Raw genomic sequence first — 17,876 nt, forward strand, 5'->3', positions numbered from 1 at the left:
CGGTAGGCTGGGGGAGTGACGGACGCTGTGAACACGTACCCCGGTGAGCGACTCGGACTGCCGGAGTCGGGTCCCGGCAGCATCGCCCGGCCGGGCCGCCGCATCGGGGCACTGCTCATCGATTACCTCGCCGCGACCATCATCGCCACCGCGTTCCTCGGCTACGACCAGTTCGCGCTTCCCACCGAAGCCGGGCTCACGCAGTTCGCGCCGATGCTGGTGTTCGCCGTGCTGCAGATCCTCTTCATCCCTACCGCGGGAGGCAGCCCGGGCCACCGGATCCTCGGAATGCGGCTCGTGCGCCGCGACGGTGCCTGGGTCGGCCTGTGGCGGCCGATCGTGCGCACCCTCCTGCTCGTCGTGGTCGTGCCGGCGGTGATCTGGGACGCCGATCAGCGCGGCCTGCATGACAAGGCCGTCGGCACCGTTCTCATCCGCGCCTGAACGTAGCGTTCAGATCTTGCCGCGGTTGCGGCGACGCGCCTCTCGGGGTGCGCGTCCGCCGAGGAACGATCGTGCCGGGTCGACCGAGAATCCCTGCCGCAGCGCTTCTCTTCCGATGAGCATCCGGAAGCCCATCTCGTCGCGGTTGCTCAGCGTCACCTCGGCGAGCACTTCGCGGTCGACGAGGCGGATCAACAACTCCACCACGAGGCGCTCCTGTGCGTGCCCCGACGAGCTGCGCACGGCGCGCCGGTCGTGGACCGGGCACTCGACGACCACGGCGTCCTCCTGGCTGTCCTGCCAGGGTTTGACCTTGAAACGGACCCAGGGCTGGGCGTCCTGTTCGAACTCGAAGATGTCGAACGCGTGCAGTGAGGAGGTGCGCGCACCGGTGTCGATCTTGGCTTTCAGCCAGTCGACTCCGAGATCGGGCAGGCTCACCCATTCTCGCCACCCCGTAAGGGTGTTTGAATGGGGGGTAGTCCTACTCACCTGATACATCCTGGCAGGAAAAATCCCCCGTGAAGATCGCAGTGCTCTCCCGTGCGCCGCAGGCGTACTCCACCCAGCGACTGCGCGCAGCTGCGCTTCAGCGCGGACACAACGTCAAGGTGCTCAATACGCTGCGCTTCGCGATCGATCTCACGGCCGATGAACCTGACCTCCACTATCGGGGTCGTCAGCTCAGCGACTACGACGCGATCCTGCCCCGCATCGGCAACTCGATCACTTACTTCGGCACCGCCGTGGTGCGGCAGTTCGAGCAGATGGACGTGTACACGCCGAACACCGCGAACGGGATCTCCAGCGCACGGGACAAGCTCCGCGCGAATCAGATCCTGTCACGGCACAACATCGCGATGCCGCCGACGGCGTTCGTACGCAATCGCGCAGACGTGCGTCCGGCGATCGAGCGCGTCGGTGGGGCGCCGGTCGTGATCAAGCTGCTGGAGGGAACCCAGGGGATCGGAGTCATCCTCGCGCCCCAGGTGAAGGTGGCCGAGGCGATCATCGAGACGCTGCACTCCACCAAGCAGAACGTGCTGATCCAGAAATTCATCTCGGAGAGTCGCGGACGCGACATCCGGGCCCTCGTCGTCGGCGACCGTGTCGTGGCCGCGATGCGGCGTTCGGCCGCCGGAGACGAATTCCGCTCGAACGTGCACCGCGGGGGATCCGTCGAGGCCGTCGAACTCGACCCCGTGTACGAACGTGCCGCCGTCCGTTCCGCGCAGATCATGGGGCTGCGGGTCGCCGGCGTCGACATGCTCGAAGGTGACGACGGACCGCTGGTCATGGAGGTCAACTCCTCGCCGGGGCTGCAGGGCATCGAGACGGCGACGAAGCTCGATGTCGCCGGCGCGATCATCGACTACATCGCCGGTCAGGTCGCGTTCCCCGAGATCGATGTGCGGCAACGGCTCACGGTTTCGACGGGATACGGCGTCGCGGAACTGATGGTGCATGGCGCCGTCGACCTGGTCGGCAAGACTCTGGGTGAGGCGGGCCTCTGGGAACGCGACATCACGGTCCTCACGCTCCACCGCGGCGTGAGCGTGATCCCGAACCCGCGCAAGCACGTGGTCCTCGAGGCGGACGACCGACTGTTCTGCTTCGGCAAGCTCGACGAGATGCGTTCGATGGTTCCCGAGCGTCGTCGTCGGCGTGCGAAGGTCCGTCGCCTGCCTCGGCAGCCGCTCTCCGAATGAACGAGAGCGCGGCCGCCCTCAGAGGAAAACGGCCGCGCTCTTCGTTTCAGAGTGCTGGGCTCAACGAGGTCGCTGCGAGCGCACCTTCGTCGGGTCGATCCCCTTGGGGATCGGCAGCGAAGACAGCGACTGCGAGACCGAGTCCACGCGGCGGATGACCGCTGCCATGGTGGTCTTGTCGATGGCCTTCGGGAGCTTCTTGATCGTCTTCGCCAGGTCGGCGATCGCGACCTCGTCCTCGCCGTGCCCGACGTAGAGCACCGTGACGGGAACTCCGTGCGCGACGCGCTGGGCTTTGCTGCGCTCCTCGTTGACGAGGCGGGTCAGGCGGCCCCGCGCACCTTCTCCCACGACGACGATGCCACCGCGACCGATGGTGCGGTACACCGCCTCCTGCGTCTTCGGGTTGATGCCGACGGGCGTCTCCGACGCCTGCCAGCTGCGTCCGAGGCTGGTGCTGAGCACGTGGCCGGTGGCGCCGGGCATGCCGTCGATCTTCGTGTACATGGCCGAAGTCGACATTCGGGTCATGAGGAACAGCGCGCCGAGGACGCCGAGCATGAGACCCGTGATGCCCCAGAGGACGAGCGTCCAGATCTGGAATGGCGGGATCAGGTAGCCGGCGACGAGGCCGATGAGGACGCCGCCGACCAGGATCGCGAGCTGAGCCCACGGAAGCCACGGGTAGGCCTCACGGGTGAACCGGAAGAGGGACTTGATCTGGGAGAAGAACCCAGGACGCTTTTCGGGTTCAGGAGCACGCTTTGCCATGGGGACCAGCCTACCGAGTCCGCGGCCCTCGTGATGTCGGCGTTCGCGTGAAGCGGAGTCGGATGTGACGGCACTCTTCCTGCACATTCTCGGCATCGGCCGGAACCCGTTCGGTGAGGCCCGGATCACGCAGATCCCGGTGTGCGGTGGGCTGTGATGGAGGAATGACAGACATCGGCACGCATGACGCTCGGGGGACGGCCCTTCTTCCGGCCGCGCATCGGGTCGTTCGGGTTCTCGACGCGGATGAGGGGCCGTTCGAGGGCGCACTGGTCACTTCGGGGGACGCAGTGGCGGTGCGGGTGGACGCCTCGGCTCTCGGAGGATGGATCGGATGGCGGCACTCGGGGGCGGAGCATGTGGCCGCACCGATCGACGTCATCCGACGAGGCGGTGGCCACGATGTGCTGCTCCCGTGGTGCACGGATCAGGTGCTGGGGCTCCTGATCCGTCGATCGGCCACGGGGGCAGTGCTGAAACCGGGGGAGTGCTGCACCCTCGTGATCAGCCTGCTGCGCGGTCTCGACGAGATCGGCGATGGTGCGGAGGGGACACGCACCGGAGCATGGTGGGTGACCGACGGCGGACGGCCGATGTTCGTCTTCGGAGCAGGGGTGGATGCGCGAGAAGGAGCGGCGCAGATCGTCCGGCGACTGGGCGAAGACAGCACCGACAAGGTGCTCACGCGGGCGCTCAGCGTGATCGAGAAGGGGCTCGAGAAGGCCGCCACACAGCCGCGCATCCCGCGCCGGCTCCTCGATGTGTGGGAGCAAGAGCTCCTGAGCGTCGCTGCTCCACAACCTCTCGATCGCGGGTCGCATGCGCCGGAGCGTGCGAGGGAGGTCGCGCGCGTGATCACGGCGCATCAACCGGTCCTTTCGCGGAACGGTCAGCGTCTGCGGGCGGATCGTCGCCGCGGGAGCCGGGGGATCGCGACCACAGCCGTGACACTCGCCGACGCCGCGAAGGAGTCCTTCCGGGTCGCGTATGCGCGGATCGCGGCGGGGGTACCGGGGCGGCGAGGCCGAAGGACGGGTGAGGCAGGGGATCAAGGCACGCGGTCGCACTCGCGGCGACGTCCGTTCATCGTGGCGGCAGCCGTGGCGGTCGTCGTGCTCGCCGCGGGCCTGCTGTGGCCGGACGGTGGCGAGCCGGGCGAGGCTGCTGATGCAGGAGGGCGGCGGGCGGCCGAATCGGCATCGGCACCCTCGGGGGGTGAGCCATCGGCCACGCCCGTGTCGGAGGACGCCGGGGCGCACGAGGAATCCGAGGGGTCTACGGAGAAGGGGACGGCGGACGAGACGAGGGCAGGTGGAGATCCGAACAGGAACAGCTCGTCGGGAGGAGCCGATCCTGTGGCCGCAGCGGCAGTTCTGCTCACGACGATCACGACCTGCCGTGCTCGTGCCGACGTCGCGTGCCCTGAGGCCGTGGCCTCAGGGTCTGACGGTGTGGTGAATCAGCTCGGGGCGGCGGAGGGGACCGTCGTCGAGCTGGTCGACGAGTACGGGGACGTCGCCGTCGTGCGGCTCGAGGTCGGTCATGGCGATGAGGAGGCCGGAGAGGTGAACTCTCGGGAACCGGCGCACATGATGGTCGTCCTCATCCGGACGGAAGAGAAATGGCTGGTCCGCGACGTGTATGACGTCGCGGACCAGCCATGAGGTGCTCTATCGGTCAGGCGCCGAGCTGAGCGGCGAACTGCGCCGACTCGAGGCGGGCCTTCACCGCACCCAGGAACCGTGCTGCATCCGCACCATCGATGATCCGGTGGTCGTACGAGAGGGCGAGGTACACGTACGAACGGATCGCGATGGCATCCGCACCGCCGACCTTCACGAGGCCGGGACGCTTGACGACCGTGCCGGTGCCGAGGATCGCGGACTGCGGAAGGAAGACGACCGGGGTGTCGAACAATGCGCCCCGCGAACCGGTGTTGGTCAGCGTGAACGTTCCTCCGGCGAGCTCGTCCGGCTTCAGCTTGTTGTCACGCGTGCGGGCGGCGAGATCAGCGATCTCGTGTGCGATCTGCGCGATGTTCTTCGAGGCCGCGTCGCGCAGCACAGGCGTGAGCAGACCGCGCTCGGTGTCGACCGCGATCGACACGTTCTCGCTCGCCGGGTACACGATGTTCTCACCGTCGACGGTCGCGTTCACGATCGGGAACGCCTGCAGCGCCTCCGCGGTCGCCAGCGCGAAGAACGGCAGGAACGACAGCTTGTCGCCGGTCTTCTCGAGGAACGACGCCTTCACGCTGTCGCGGTAGTCGGCCAGAGCCGTGACATCGACCTCGACCACCGTGGTGAGCTGAGCGGTCTGCTGCATGGACTCGACGGCGCGCTTGGCCAGAACCTTGCGCAGGCGCGACATCGGCTGCGTGGTGCCACGCAGCGGAGACACCTCGAGCGGTGCCGAGGCCGACGCGGCTGCCGCAGCGGGTGCCGTGGCGGTCTCGGCAGCCTTGAGGACGTCTTCCTTGCGGATGCGGCCACCCACACCGGTTCCGGTGACGGAGGCGAGGTCCACGCCCTGCTGTGCGGCGAGGCGGCGCACCAGCGGCGTCACGTACAGGTTGTCGTTCTCGGTGGGCAGCGCGAGCTTCTGTGCGGCCGGAGCAGCAGCGGCAGGAGCCGGAGCAGCAGCCGGTGCCGGTGCGGCGGCGGGTGCGGGAGCGGCGGCGGGTGCGGGAGCGGCAGCAGGTGCCGGTGCGGCGGCGGGTGCCGCGGCAGGAGCGGGAGCCGGGGCGGCAGCAGGTGCCGCAGCGGCCGGTGCCTCAGCTGCCGCTGCCGCGCCGGAACCGACGCGAGCGAGGACAGCGCCGACGGCGACGGTCTCGTCTTCGCCGGCAACGATCTCCTGCAGCACACCGGCGACCGGCGACGGGATCTCGGTGTCGACCTTGTCGGTCGAGATCTCCAGAAGCGCCTCGTCGACGGCGATGCTGTCGCCGACCTGCTTGAGCCAACGGGTCACGGTGCCTTCGGTGACACTCTCGCCGAGCTCGGGAAGCACGATGTCGGTCGCGTCGCCGGCGGGAGCGGATTCTGCAGCCGGCGTCTCCGCGGCGGGTGCGGGGGCCTCAGCGGCAGGTGCGGCCGCAGCAGGTGCGGATTCCGTGGGCGCTGCCTCGGCGGGCGCGGGTTCAGCGGGTGCAGCCTCGGCGGCAGTAGGAGCGTCTCCCGCAGGAGCCGACTCGCTGCCATCGCCGATTCGCGCGAGAAGCGCACCGACCTCGACGGTCTCGTCTTCGGCCACGAGGATCTCCTCGATCACGCCGGAAACGGGGGAGGGGATCTCGGTGTCGACCTTGTCGGTCGAGATCTCGAGCAGGCCCTCATCCGCCTGCACGGTGTCTCCCACCTGCTTGAGCCAGCGGGTGACCGTACCCTCTGTGACGCTCTCGCCGAGAGCGGGGAGGACGACGGATGTGCTCATGACTGAGTCTCCTTCAAGAAGTTGTATGACGCTTGTCTAGCTTAGTGACTCGGGCACCGGTTGGTGCTCAGAGGGCGTGCAGGGGCTTGCCGGCCAGTGCGAGGAAGGCTTCGCCGAGTGCCTCGCTCTGGGTCGGGTGGGCGTGGATCAGGGGGGCGATGTCCTCAGGATGCGCTTCCCAGGCGACAGCGAGCTGTCCCTCGGTGATGAGCTCGCCGACGCGATCGCCGAGCAGATGCACGCCGAGAACGGGGCCGTCCTTGAGCCGGACGACCTTGACGAGCCCGCTCGTCCCGATGATCTCACTCTTGCCGTTGCCGGCGAGGTTGTACTCGTAAGCGGCGACCGCATCGGCACCGTGCTCGGCGATCGCAGCCTCCTCGGTGATGCCGACCGAGGCGACCTCGGGGCTCGAGTACGTGACCTTGGGGATCTGCACGTCCGGGATGTTCGCGGGGGACAGACCGGCGATGCGTTCGGCGACGGCGATGCCCTGCTGGAATCCGCGGTGGGCGAGCTGCAGGCCGGGAACGATGTCCCCCACAGCCCAGACCCCGGGAACGCCGGTGCGCAGGTTCTCGTCGACCGTCACGAAGCCGCGGTCGAGGGTGACGCCTGCCTCTTCGAATCCGAGGTCTGCGGTGACGGGGCCTCGTCCGACCGCGACGAGCAGGTAGTCGGCCGTGAACTCCTTGCCGTCTTCGAGCGTGACGGTGACCGAGGAGTCGTCCTGCGTCGCCGTCTGGAAGCGGACACCGAGCGAGTACTGGATGCCGCGACGACGGAATGCGCGCTCGAGGCCCTTGCTGAGGGCGATGTCCTCGTTTGGAACCAGGTGCGGCAGAGCCTCGATGATCGTGACCTCGGAACCGAAGGAGCGCCACACGCTGGCGAACTCGACGCCGATCACGCCACCGCCGAGGATGAGGACGCGCTCCGGGATGACGTCGAGCGCGAGCGCCTGCTCGCTCGTGAGGATCCGTCCGCCGATGTCGAGGCCGGGAAGTGAACGACTGTACGAGCCTGTCGCGAGCACCACATCGGCGCCGACGTACACATCGTCGCCGACACTGACGCTGCGGTCGGCGTTCAGTCGGCCGAGACCGGCGACGGTGATGATGCCGCGGGCCTTCACGAGGCCTTCGAGGCCCTTGAACTTCTTTGCGACGATGCCCTCGCGGTACGCCCGGACACCAGCTGGATCGATCCCCTGCAGCGTCGCGGTGACGCCGACGGAGGCGGCGTCGCGCACATGCTCGGCGACCTCGGCGGCGTGCAGCAGCGCCTTGGTCGGGATGCAGCCGCGGTGCAGGCAGGTGCCGCCGACCTTGTCCTTCTCGACGAGTGCGACGGACTTGCCGAGCTCACTCGCGCGCAGAGCCGCGGCGTAGCCGCCGCTTCCGCCGCCCAGGACGACGACGTCGAAGGTGTGGGTTGTCATGTGTCATGCCTCCTTGTGGGATGCTGCGGCGAAGGCGACGATCGATCGGACCATCGCCCCCGTGGGGCCCTTCTCCGTGAAGCCGTACGGTGATCCACCGTGCTCGCCGGAGCCGGCGATGTCGAGGTGGACCCAGGGGATGCGCGGGGCGTCCTCGGCCTCGGAAGTGCGGCCGACGAAACGGCGCAGGAACAGACCGGCGAACGAGGCGCCTCCCATCCGGTCACCCATGTTCGCGTTCTGCAGGTCGGCGATGGGCGACTCGAGGGACTCCTCCATGTAGCTGGGGAGCGGCATGTGCCAGGCGGGCTCGTCGACCTGCTCGGCGGCGGCGAGGAACTCGGCGACGGTGTCGTCGTCGCCGAAGACGCCCGTGTGCCGGTGTCCGAGGGCGGCGACGATCGCACCCGTGAGAGTGGCGACGTCGATGATCACGTCGGGTTGCTCGCGACTCGCGGCGACCAGGCCGTCGGCGAGGACGAGCCGGCCTTCGGCATCGGTGTTCTGGACTTCGACGGTCGTGCCGTCGAGGATGCGGATGACGTCGCCGGGACGGAGTGCTCGCCCGGACGGCATGTTGTCGGTGATGCAGAGCCACGCCGTCACGCGCACCGGCAGCTGCAGCGCGGCGATCGCGCGGAGCGCCGCAAGAGACGTGGCCGCTCCCGCCATGTCGAACTTCATCCCGACCATCGACGCCGCGGGCTTCAGGGACAGTCCCCCTGTGTCGAACGTGATGCCCTTGCCGACGAGGGCGATGTGTCGATTCGCACCCGCGGGGGAGTAGTCGAGGCGCACGAGCCGCGGCGGCCGGTCGGAGCCCTGTCCGACGCCCAGGATGCCTCCGAAGCCCTTCTCCGCCAGCTCCTTCTCGTCGAGGATCTCGACCGTGACGTCGAGGTCGGCGACGCTGTCGGCGGCAGTCTGCGCAAGCTGCGCAGGGCTCTGCCACTCGGCAGGCACGTTGACGAGGTCCTTGATCAGCGCCACCGCATCGCCGATGGTCTGGGCATGGGCTGCCTCCTCATCGGTGAGCACCGCGTGGAGGGTGACCGCGGTGGCGCGGGTCTTGCCTTTCTCGGAACGGTATCCGTCGAAGCGGTGGCCGCCGAGGACCGCGCCCTCGGCCGCTGCAGGGGCGAACCCCTCGAGGCCGTCGGCGAGACCGAGCGCGACGTGGTCGAATCCGGTGAGGGAGCGCAGCGCGGCGCCGGCCGCATTGCGCACGGCGGCGGCATCGGGCTTGTCGCCTGCTCCCACGACCGCGAACGGCAAGGTGCTGACCTCGGGGAGGTGCACACGGGCGAATGATCCGGCGGAGCCGGTGAATCCGATGCCGGCCAGCGCGTCCGCCAGGCCGGGGTAGGCGGATAGCGATTCCGCAGACTCGGGAAGAGTGGCGACGACGAGCACTGCGGCATCTGCAGCGCTTCCGGGGAACTGAGCGGTGTTGTGCGAGAGCACGGGAAGCGTCATGTCTTCCATCCTAGGATCTTCGCCGCAGCATGGTCGTCCGCCGCCCATGGGAGTGTTCGCTCTCAGCATGATGCGTCGCGCCCCGGTATCCGGACCTGCTCGTAGCATGGGGGTATGCCCTTCTCCGGTGAGATCCACGAACGTGTCGCGAATGCGCCGAAAGTGCCGCACGGCCTGCCCCTGGTGGTTCTCCTCACCGGTTTCACCGATGCGGGCAGCGCTGTCTCCGGGCTCATCGACCACCTGCGCGAGACCGCGTCGCCCGAGCCGGTCGTCGTCTTCGACAACGACGCTCTGCTGGACTATCGCGCACGGCGTCCGGTGATCTCCTTCGATCAGGACCACCTCACCGAGTTCCGTCCGCCCCGGCTCGAGCTCTCCCTCGCGACGGATGCCCTGGATCGGCCCTTCCTGCTCCTCGCCGGCTATGAGCCGGACTTCGCCTGGAACGCGTTCGGGAGCACGGTGCTGGATCTGGCCGCGGAGTTCGAGGTTTCCGGGCTCCACTGGGTCCACTCGATCGCCATGCCGGTGCCGCACACGCGTCCGATCGGCACGACGGTGAGTGGCAACCGACGCGACCTCACGGTTGCGCATTCGGTGTGGAGGCCGCGCACACAGGTCCCGGCCACCGCGGGACACCTGCTCGAGTACCGCTTCATCGAACGCGGCGAGCGTGCCGTCGGATTCGTGCTCCTGGTGCCGCACTATCTCGCGGAGACGGAGAACCCCGATGCCGTGATCGCCGCCGCCGAGAAGCTCATGGCCTCGACGGGCCTGGTGCTCATGCTCGACGCGGTGCAGGAGCGGCGCGAGGATTACCTGACCCGAGTGGGGGAGCAGGTCGCCGGGAACGACGAGCTGCAGCAGATGGTGCACAATCTCGAGCGCCGGTACGACGCCTATATGGCGGGGCGTAACCCCGACGACGACTCCTATGACGAGGGCGGATTCAGCGAGCGCGACCTGCCCAGCGCCGATGAACTGGCGGCTGAGCTGGAGCGCTATCTCGCCTCTCGTCCCTCCGGCGACGAGGACAAGCCCGGTCGCGGGTGAGATCGATACGGCAGAACTTCGTCGGAATGCGTCCGCATCGCCACACGTGTGCGATACTAGGACTCTGACCCGTTGTCAATCAGTGTTTTCGAACGCTGGACTTGACAAGGGTCTTACTAGTGTCCGAAATGTCCCGGGGCTACACAGCAGCTCCGTGAAAGGCGAAACGTGACTCCTGCCACGACGAAGAACACCCGGACGAAGAAGGCTGCCGAAGAGACGACCGCCGACGCTCCGGTCGAGGCTGATGCGCCCGAGAAGCCCGCGCCGTTGAGCGCAGCGAAGCGTGCTGCCGCAAAGCGCGCCCCCGTCAAGAAGAAGAAGGCCGAGGACGTCGTCGAAGAAGACGAGGCTCCTGCCGTGGCCGCTGTCGACGACGATGAGGACGAAGACGCCAAGCCGAAGTTCACCGAGCCGCTGCCGACCGGCGCGATCGTCATCTCGTCGAACGACGACGAAGACGTCCCGGTCTACTCGACGCAGATCACCGGTGCGACGGCTGACCCCGTCAAGGACTACCTGAAGCAGATCGGAAAGGTCGCGCTACTGAACGCGGCCGAAGAGGTCGAGCTCGCCATGCGCATCGAGGCGGGTCTGTTCGCCGAAGAGAAGCTGTCGGCGATGACGGCGGCCGAGAAGACGAGCCAGCTCGGACTCGACCTGCAGTGGGTCGCCCGCGACGGCCAGCGCGCGAAGAGCCACCTGCTCGGTGCCAACCTCCGTCTCGTCGTCTCCCTCGCGAAGCGCTACACGGGCCGCGGCATGCAGTTCCTGGATCTGATCCAGGAGGGCAACCTCGGGCTGATCCGCGCTGTGGAGAAGTTCGACTACACCAAGGGCTTCAAGTTCTCGACCTACGCCACCTGGTGGATCCGTCAGGCGATCACCCGTGCCATGGCCGACCAGGCCCGCACGATCCGCATCCCGGTGCACATGGTCGAGGTCATCAACAAGCTCGCCCGCGTGCAGCGTCAGATGCTGCAGGACCTCGGTCGCGAACCCACTCCGGAAGAGCTCAGCCGCGAGCTGGACATGACGCCGGAGAAGGTCGTGGAGGTGCAGAAGTACGGCCGCGAGCCCATCTCGCTGCACACTCCGCTCGGTGAGGACGGCGACAGCGAGTTCGGCGACCTGATCGAGGACACCGAGGCCGTGGTCCCCGCAGACGCCGTGGGGTTCACCATGCTGCAGCGTCAGCTGGAACAGCTGCTCGACTCGCTCTCCGAGCGCGAAGCAGGCGTGATCCGCATGCGCTTCGGCCTGGGCGACGGTCAGCCGAAGACCCTCGACCAGATCGGTGACACGTTCGGCGTGACGCGCGAGCGCATCCGCCAGATCGAGTCGAAGACGATGGCGAAGTTGCGTCACCCGAGCCGTTCGCAGTCCCTGCGGGACTACCTCGAATGAGCCAGGCGAACGACGGCAAGGCTCTCGAGGCGAGCGTCGACGGCAAGAACTATGCGCGCATTCCGCTGCGCACTCGCGTGGTCATGCCCGAGGACGACCTCGATGCGATCATCACCGAGTACGCCAAGGACGCGGTGCAGCCGGGCGATCTGCTGTTCGTGACCGAGAAGATCGTGGCGATCACGCAGGGGCGGTCGTACCGTCTCGATGAGATCAAGCCGCGCAAGCTCGCGTTGTTCCTGTCGAAGTACGTCACACGCACGCCGTACGGCATCGGGCTCGGCATGCCGGAGACGATGGAGATGGCGTTGCGGGAGTGCGGTACGCCGCGGATCCTCTTCGCTTCGGCTGTGGCGGCGGTCACCAAGGCGTTCGGTCGCCGGGGAGACTTCTATCGCATCGCGGGCGATAAGGCACGCGCGATCGACGGACCGACCAAGCACACGATCCCGCCGTACAACGAGGCGGTCGTGCTCGGGCCGAAGGATCCCGACGGTGTCGCGGCCCGCCTCAAGAAGCTCGTCGGCGGTCACGCGGAGGTCGCCGTGGTCGACATCAACGATCTCGGTGGCAACATCCTCGGTTCGACGCTCGACAAAGACGGTGAGCGTCGTCTGGTGAAGATCCTCGGCGACAACCCGCTCGGCCAGGGCCTCGAGTCCACGCCGCTCGGTATCGTCCGCGCGATCTGATCTCTCGGAACTCACGAAGAAGGCCCCGGATGCTCGAGCATCCGGGGCCTTTCTCTTCATGGTTCAGAAGCCGATGACCTCACGATAGCGGGGCTTGTGACCGGTGCGGATGCCGGTGACGCTGGGCTTGTTCTCATAGACGCCGGCGCCCCAGTTGCCCTCGACGAGCACGGGGCCGTCGGGGGACACGACGATGTCCCAGCCGACGTACTGCACCTGCGGCACGACACGGGCGACCTCATCGATGAATGCCCGCACCTCGTCCATGTACGGCAACTGGAAGTCGGCGATGCGGAAACCCGAGTCGGGGTGCGTCTCGTGCACGTGCCCGTGCGAGTCGTACCCGGCTCCCACGGCGTGGCCGTTCTCATCGAGCATCGTGTAGAAGCCGCCGAAGGTCATCTGATCGCTGACCTCGCCGCGGCCGAACTTCTGCGCCATCGCGAGGATGTGCGCCTTCTCGCCGTCGAAGAACGCGGTGATGCGGGTGGTGTTCACGGTGCCGGGGCACACGGCCGCCAGGGCGTCGTGCTGACGGATGACCTCTTCGATGAGCAGTTCGCCGCGCTCCAGCAGTCCGCGGTGGAACTCGTTCCAGTCCTCGATGTCGGCAGCGTGGTAGCGGTGCACTCCGGTGCCGGCCTGCCCCACCGGCTCCTTCGTCACGATCGTGCCGAGGCGCTGGGTGAGCTCACGCACGGCGTCGGCGTTGCCTTCTTCGACGACCATCCACTCGCGCTTCAGGAACGCGGAGAACTGCTTGTCGAACTCGACCTTGTCCTGGAAGATCCAGCGGTAGTCCGGGTGGTCGTACCGCTGCGAGAGCTGGTTCGACACCGGATGCGTCATGTAGGTCTCGCGCTCGGCCTTGGTGAGCATGGCGAAGTCGTAGTCGATGTAGTCCTGGAAGCCGACGTTGTGACGGGCGGCGGACCACAGCATGTCGACGATGATGCCGGGTACGGCCTTGTGGTGCTGCTCCGAAGCCTCTTTCGCTCGTTCCACCACCGATCCGACATCGATGCGGCGGGCACGTCCCAGCAGGTAGCGGATGCGGGGCGTGAGGGAAAGACGAGACATATGGCTCCAGGGTCGGGGTCTCCACCAGTCTACGGGGGCTGCGCAGGTCCACCTGGGAGTCGGAAGCTAGGGTGGAGGACGTGTGTGAGACGACTTCCAGCGCCCTGCCGCGAGCGATCATCTCCCGGTCTGCCCTGGCTGCAGGGGCGTCAGCGGCGGTGATCGCCGGCGGGCGCGTCGCCGATCTGCGTCGCGATGCCTGGGGGCACGGCGTGCTCGCTGTCGCTCAGGCGGTGACCGCCGCCGGCGCGGAGCAGGTGCTGGTCGACGCCGACGGAGAGGTCGAGGCGCTGCGTCTGGAGGGGATCGTCGGGGTGACCTCCGGCGACGCCGATATCGATCCGACTCTGTTGTACGGACTTCCTGATGAGTCAGGCGTCCTCGTGACGGAGCCCGTGATGCGCCTGACCGGCCGCGTGATGTCCACCAAGCGCCTTCGTGCAGGCGACGCAGTCTCGTACGGCTACACCTACCGCGCGTCCGCAGACACGACGGTGGCGCTCGTGACGGGCGGTTACGCACAGGGCATCGTGCGAGCGCTCGGGAACCAGGGGCTCGTCGACATCGACGGTGTCGCGCGACCCATCATCGGGCGCGTCGCCATGGACGTCTGCGTCGTCGACCTCGCCGGCTCCGACGTCGAAGCCGGCGCGGAGGTCACCTACTTCGGTGGACACGGCACCGCTGCGGACGGACTCGCCCGATGGAGCACGGTCACCCGGATGGCGGCGGCGGAGCTCGTCACGGTGGCCGGTGCACACGCGGTTCGGGGGTGGGAGGCGTGAGCCGCCCGGAGCTGCGCGTCAGCAGCAGCGTCTTCCGCACGAACATCGAGGCCGTGCGCACGCGGATCGCGCCGTCGGCCCTCATGCTCGTGCTCAAGGACGACGCATACGGACACGGGCTCGCGTGGGCCGTCGAGACGGCGGTCCAGGCAGGCGTCGAGCGGTTCGGCAGCTACGACATCGCAGGTGGACTGAGCGTTCGACGCATCGCCGGCGGGGATGCGCGGATCTTCGCATGGGCGACATCGACGGATGCTGAGGTCGACGACGCCCTCCTGCAGCAGATCGATCTCGGAGTGGGAACGACCGCCTACCTGCGGCGGATCATCACCCGCGCCGAAGCCCTCGGCGTGTGCGCGCGCGTGCACCTGAAGATCGACACGGGGCTGCACCGCAACGGCATCCTGCCGGAGGATTGGGCAGCGACGGTGGCTGAGGCCCGGGCGGCGGAGCGTGCAGGACTCCTCGAACTCGATGGCGTGTGGAGTCACATCGCCGAGGCGAGCGACGAGGAGGACGACGATGCGCAAGAGATGTTCCTGGACGCGGTGCGCGTTGTGGGGGAGTCGGGGCCGGTCCCCGCTTCGCTGCACCTGACCGCCTCAGCGGCATCCTGGTGGCGTCCCGAGATGCGCGGCACGGTGTCGCGAATCGGAGCGTTCTGCTACGGCATCCGTTCCGCCGACGGCCCTGAGCTGCCGGGCGTCCGTCCGGTGGCGAGTCTGGTGGCGACCGTCGTCGATGTCGACGCAGGCGACGCCGTGATCTCGATCGGCAGTTTCGACGGTTTCCCCTCGACGCTCAGGGGTGTCGACGTGGGGACGCCGGACGGTGCCCGGAATCTGATGGCCGTCGATCAGACGACGTCGGTCGTCGCCGGGTGGCCGGGCCTCAGGGTGGGGGACGAGGTCACCCTGTTCGGCGCGGGTGAGCGCGGAGAATCGTCTGCGACCACGCTCGCTGAGAGTATCGACACGGTGGGCGAGGAGATCCTCACCCGGCTGACCGCTCGGGTCCGCCGGGTCGTACAGGACTGACGGGCTGAAGGGCGTCAGACCGCCTGGATCAGGCGTGCTGTCTCGTCGTGCCAGCTGGTCGCGATGCTGCGGAGCTTCTCTTCGTACTTGCGGCCGTGGTGGGCGCAGAACAGGAGCTCGGAGCCGTTCACCTCGGCGGCGATGTACGCCTGAGCGCCGCAGGAATCGCAACGATCCATGGCCGTCAGACGGAACTCGATGGTGGAGGTGTCACGTTCGGTCGTTGCATTCATCTCGGTGCCTCCTCGGGTGTCGGCTTCGCTTGCTGATTTGGTCAATACAACCACGCTGCACCTGTGTGCATGCCCGGTTTGCGGCGTGTTTCGCTCAGCGCGTACGGGACGGGAACGGACTGGACGCGCGCGGGGAGTGTCTGCGGCTGGAGCGCAGGTCGCGAGAATAGACTCAGAGATTGTGAATGCCGAGTATTCTGCCCACCATCTCCAGGTGCTTGAAGGGCTCGAAGCTGTCCGCAAGCGCCCGGGCATGTATATCGGGTCGAACGGCTCGCCGGGCCTCATGCACTGCCTCTGGGAGATCATCGACAACTCCGTCGACGAGGCGGTGGCAGGCAACGGCACGAAGATCGACATCATCCTGCACGCCGACGGCAGCGTCGAGGTCCATGATCGCGGCCGCGGCATCCCCGTCGACGTCGAGCCGCGTACCGGCCTCACCGGCGTCGAGGTCGTCTACACCAAGCTGCACGCGGGCGGAAAGTTCGGCGGTGGCTCCTACGCCGCATCGGGTGGTCTGCACGGCGTCGGCGCATCGGTCGTGAACGCGCTCTCGGAGCGCCTCGACGTCGAGGTGGATCGTGGCGGGAAGACCTATGCGATGTCGTTCCATCGCGGCGAGCCCGGCATCTTCAAGGATTCGGGAGAGAAGCGCCCGGACGCCCCGTTCACACCGTTCCAGGAGAATAGCGAGCTCCGCGTCATCGGCAAGGCGCCTCGCGGCGTCACCGGGACCCGCGTGCGCTACTGGGCCGACCGTCAGATCTTCACGAAGGATGCGGCCTTCCAACTCGCGGAGCTCGAGACGCGGGCGCGCCAGACGGCCTTCCTCGTTCCGGGGCTCGAGATCGTCGTCAAGGACGAGCGCGCTGCCGGTCAGGTCGTCCCGATCCCTGATTCCGACGGTGAGACCACCACGCTCGGCCCCGTCGAGACCTCCTACCTGTACGAAGGCGGCATCTCGGAGTTCGTCGAGTACCTGGCGACCGATCCTCCTGTCACGGACACCTGGCGCATCCAGGGGGAGGGAACGTTCAAGGAGACCGTTCCCGTGCTGCAGGCCGACGGGCACATGGTCTCCACCGAGGTGGAGCGAACGTGCGCCGTCGACATCGCGCTGCGCTGGGGCACCGGTTACGACACCCGCGTCCGTTCATTCGTCAACATCATCTCCACGCCCAAGGGCGGTACCCACCAGCAGGGGTTCGAGCAGGAGCTCCTGAAGGTGTTGCGGACCCAGGTCGAGCAAAACGCGCGCCGCCTCAAGGTCGGCAACGACAAGCTCGAGAAGGACGACGTCCTGGCCGGTCTCACGGCGGTCCTGACGGTCAACGTTCCGGAGCCGCAGTTCGAGGGCCAGACCAAGGAGATCCTGGGCACGCCGGCGGTGCGCGCGATCGTCGCCCAGGTGATCCGCAAGGACCTGGGGGAGCGCTTCAGCTCGACCAAGCGCGACGACAAGAACCAGGCGTCGCAGCTGCTCGACAAGATCGTCTCCGAGATGAAGGCCCGCGTGTCCGCGCGCGCCCACAAGGAGACGCAGCGCCGGAAGAACGCCCTCGAGTCGTCGACTCTTCCCACGAAGCTCGTCGACTGTCGAACGAACGAGGTGGACCGCAGCGAGCTCTTCATCGTCGAGGGCGACTCGGCGCTCGGTACCGCGAAGAACGCGCGCAACAGCGAGTTCCAGGCCCTGCTGCCCATTCGAGGAAAGATCCTCAACGTGCAGAAGGCCTCCGTCGGCGACATGCTGTCGAACGCCGAGTGCGCCTCGATCATCCAGGTGATCGGTGCCGGCTCCGGCCGCACGTTCGACCTCAGCGCCGCTCGCTACGGGAAGATCATCCTGATGAGCGACGCCGACGTCGACGGCGCGCACATCCGCACGCTGCTGCTGACGCTGTTCTTCCGTTACATGCGGCCGCTGATCGAGGACGGACGCGTGTTCGCCGCCGTTCCACCGTTGCACCGGGTCATCGTCATGAACCCGGGGTCGAAGCCGAATGAGACGATCTACACCTACAGCGAGCAAGAGATGCACGCGCTCCTGACGAAGCTCCGCAAGGCCGGCAAACGCTGGCACGAGCCGATCCAGCGCTACAAGGGTCTCGGTGAGATGGACGCCGAACAGCTGGCGAACACGACGATGGACCGCTCCGGCCGTCTGCTGCGTCGCGTGCGCATGGAGGATGCCGAGGCCGCGGGCCGTGTCTTCGAGCTCCTGATGGGCAACGAGGTGGCCCCGCGCCGCGAGTTCATCATCGACTCGTCCGACCGGCTGTCGCGCGAATCGATCGACGCCTGACC

General features: G+C 67.6%; 16 protein-coding genes. 9 read left to right on the top strand and 7 right to left on the bottom strand.

Features of this window, described 5'->3' with window-relative positions; genetic code table 11:
* Positions 1–15: 15 nt before the first annotated feature.
* Positions 16–444 carry an RDD family protein gene (locus ACIOTO_RS15185; protein ID WP_029262829.1) on the top strand — a complete coding sequence of 143 codons (429 nt, stop codon included), beginning with the start codon at positions 16–18 and terminating at the stop codon, positions 442–444.
* 9 nt (positions 445–453) lie between these two features.
* On the opposite strand, the gene ACIOTO_RS15190 is transcribed toward ACIOTO_RS15185, so the two are convergent.
* Positions 454–945, bottom strand: a complete 492-nt coding sequence (locus ACIOTO_RS15190; protein WP_400858467.1) for an ATP-dependent zinc protease — start codon at positions 943–945, stop codon at positions 454–456.
* 20 nt (positions 946–965) lie between these two features.
* Between ACIOTO_RS15190 and ACIOTO_RS15195 the strand changes: the two genes are divergently transcribed.
* On the top strand, positions 966–2,153 hold the full coding sequence (locus ACIOTO_RS15195; protein ID WP_029262827.1) for a RimK family alpha-L-glutamate ligase: 1,188 nt from the start codon (positions 966–968) through the stop codon (positions 2,151–2,153).
* Between the two features lie 60 nt (positions 2,154–2,213).
* On the opposite strand, the gene ACIOTO_RS15200 is transcribed toward ACIOTO_RS15195, so the two are convergent.
* Positions 2,214–2,924, bottom strand: coding sequence for a DUF4191 domain-containing protein (locus ACIOTO_RS15200; RefSeq protein WP_105710038.1), 711 nt, complete (start codon positions 2,922–2,924; stop codon positions 2,214–2,216).
* Between the two features lie 164 nt (positions 2,925–3,088).
* Between ACIOTO_RS15200 and ACIOTO_RS15205 the strand changes: the two genes are divergently transcribed.
* Positions 3,089–4,588 (top strand): hypothetical protein, encoded by a 1,500-nt coding sequence (locus ACIOTO_RS15205; RefSeq protein ID WP_400858468.1) that lies wholly within the window; start codon positions 3,089–3,091, stop codon positions 4,586–4,588.
* Between the two features lie 13 nt (positions 4,589–4,601).
* On the opposite strand, the gene sucB is transcribed toward ACIOTO_RS15205, so the two are convergent.
* From sucB to ACIOTO_RS15220, 3 genes are all read right to left on the bottom strand, one after another.
* Entirely contained in the window at positions 4,602–6,359 is a 1,758-nt protein-coding gene (gene sucB / locus ACIOTO_RS15210) for a 2-oxoglutarate dehydrogenase, E2 component, dihydrolipoamide succinyltransferase (protein ID WP_400858469.1), read from the bottom strand.
* Between the two features lie 67 nt (positions 6,360–6,426).
* Entirely contained in the window at positions 6,427–7,800 is a 1,374-nt protein-coding gene (lpdA, locus tag ACIOTO_RS15215) for a dihydrolipoyl dehydrogenase (RefSeq protein WP_400858470.1), read from the bottom strand.
* 3 nt (positions 7,801–7,803) lie between these two features.
* Positions 7,804–9,276, bottom strand: a complete 1,473-nt coding sequence (locus tag ACIOTO_RS15220; RefSeq protein ID WP_400858471.1) for a leucyl aminopeptidase — start codon at positions 9,274–9,276, stop codon at positions 7,804–7,806.
* Positions 9,277–9,390: 114 nt separating this feature from the next.
* Between ACIOTO_RS15220 and ACIOTO_RS15225 the strand changes: the two genes are divergently transcribed.
* The 3 genes from ACIOTO_RS15225 to ACIOTO_RS15235 all read left to right on the top strand — a co-directional run bounded on the left by ACIOTO_RS15225 (position 9,391) and on the right by ACIOTO_RS15235 (position 12,431).
* The gene (locus tag ACIOTO_RS15225; protein ID WP_400858472.1) at positions 9,391–10,332 is read left to right on the top strand and encodes a proteasome assembly chaperone family protein; all 942 of its coding nucleotides are present in this window, start codon (positions 9,391–9,393) and stop codon (positions 10,330–10,332) included.
* A 168-nt stretch (positions 10,333–10,500) separates the two neighbouring features.
* Positions 10,501–11,739, top strand: a complete 1,239-nt coding sequence (locus tag ACIOTO_RS15230) for an RNA polymerase sigma factor (RefSeq protein WP_029263253.1) — start codon at positions 10,501–10,503, stop codon at positions 11,737–11,739.
* Positions 11,736–12,431 (top strand): coenzyme F420-0:L-glutamate ligase, encoded by a 696-nt coding sequence (locus ACIOTO_RS15235; protein WP_029263254.1) that lies wholly within the window; start codon positions 11,736–11,738, stop codon positions 12,429–12,431. The genes ACIOTO_RS15230 and ACIOTO_RS15235 overlap by 4 nt, the downstream gene beginning before the upstream one ends.
* 63 nt (positions 12,432–12,494) lie before the next feature.
* Here ACIOTO_RS15235 and ACIOTO_RS15240 read toward each other — a convergent pair whose 3' ends face one another.
* Positions 12,495–13,511 carry a sugar-transfer associated ATP-grasp domain-containing protein gene (locus ACIOTO_RS15240; protein WP_029263255.1) on the bottom strand — a complete coding sequence of 339 codons (1,017 nt, stop codon included), beginning with the start codon at positions 13,509–13,511 and terminating at the stop codon, positions 12,495–12,497.
* Between the two features lie 80 nt (positions 13,512–13,591).
* On the opposite strand from ACIOTO_RS15240, the gene ACIOTO_RS15245 reads away from it, so the two are divergent.
* Together ACIOTO_RS15245 and ACIOTO_RS15250 are read left to right on the top strand one after the other, a co-directional pair.
* Entirely contained in the window at positions 13,592–14,296 is a 705-nt protein-coding gene (locus ACIOTO_RS15245) for an alanine racemase (protein ID WP_400858473.1), read from the top strand.
* Positions 14,293–15,333 (top strand): alanine racemase, encoded by a 1,041-nt coding sequence (locus ACIOTO_RS15250; protein ID WP_400858474.1) that lies wholly within the window; start codon positions 14,293–14,295, stop codon positions 15,331–15,333. Before ACIOTO_RS15245 ends, ACIOTO_RS15250 begins: the two co-directional genes overlap by 4 nt.
* 14 nt (positions 15,334–15,347) lie before the next feature.
* Here ACIOTO_RS15250 and ACIOTO_RS15255 read toward each other — a convergent pair whose 3' ends face one another.
* Positions 15,348–15,566, bottom strand: a complete 219-nt coding sequence (locus tag ACIOTO_RS15255; RefSeq protein WP_029263258.1) for a hypothetical protein — start codon at positions 15,564–15,566, stop codon at positions 15,348–15,350.
* Between the two features lie 181 nt (positions 15,567–15,747).
* Here ACIOTO_RS15255 and ACIOTO_RS15260 point away from each other — a divergent pair, with 181 nt between their 5' ends.
* Positions 15,748–17,874 carry a DNA topoisomerase IV subunit B gene (locus ACIOTO_RS15260; protein ID WP_029263259.1) on the top strand — a complete coding sequence of 709 codons (2,127 nt, stop codon included), beginning with the start codon at positions 15,748–15,750 and terminating at the stop codon, positions 17,872–17,874.
* The last annotated feature ends 2 nt before the right edge of the window (positions 17,875–17,876 follow it).

Origin of the sequence: Microbacterium sp. NPDC087592 (assembly GCF_044743585.1) — a bacterium.
In the GTDB taxonomy this organism is placed as follows: Bacteria; Actinomycetota; Actinomycetes; order Actinomycetales; family Microbacteriaceae; genus Microbacterium.

Bases quoted from the DNA above. Each gene is read 5' to 3' on its own strand.
- ACIOTO_RS15200 (WP_105710038.1), bottom strand. From the start codon at position 2,924: ATGGCAAAGCGTGCTCCTGAACCCGAAAAGCGTCCTGGGTTCTTCTCC.
- sucB (WP_400858469.1), bottom strand. From the start codon at position 6,359: ATGAGCACATCCGTCGTCCTCCCCGCTCTCGGCGAGAGCGTCACAGAG.
- ACIOTO_RS15225 (WP_400858472.1), top strand. From the start codon at position 9,391: ATGCCCTTCTCCGGTGAGATCCACGAACGTGTCGCGAATGCGCCGAAA.
- ACIOTO_RS15205 (WP_400858468.1), top strand. From the start codon at position 3,089: ATGACAGACATCGGCACGCATGACGCTCGGGGGACGGCCCTTCTTCCG.
- ACIOTO_RS15220 (WP_400858471.1), bottom strand. From the start codon at position 9,276: ATGACGCTTCCCGTGCTCTCGCACAACACCGCTCAGTTCCCCGGAAGC.
- ACIOTO_RS15240 (WP_029263255.1), bottom strand. From the start codon at position 13,511: ATGTCTCGTCTTTCCCTCACGCCCCGCATCCGCTACCTGCTGGGACGT.
- ACIOTO_RS15255 (WP_029263258.1), bottom strand. From the start codon at position 15,566: ATGAATGCAACGACCGAACGTGACACCTCCACCATCGAGTTCCGTCTG.
- ACIOTO_RS15190 (WP_400858467.1), bottom strand. From the start codon at position 945: ATGTATCAGGTGAGTAGGACTACCCCCCATTCAAACACCCTTACGGGG.
- ACIOTO_RS15235 (WP_029263254.1), top strand. From the start codon at position 11,736: ATGAGCCAGGCGAACGACGGCAAGGCTCTCGAGGCGAGCGTCGACGGC.
- lpdA (WP_400858470.1), bottom strand. From the start codon at position 7,800: ATGACAACCCACACCTTCGACGTCGTCGTCCTGGGCGGCGGAAGCGGC.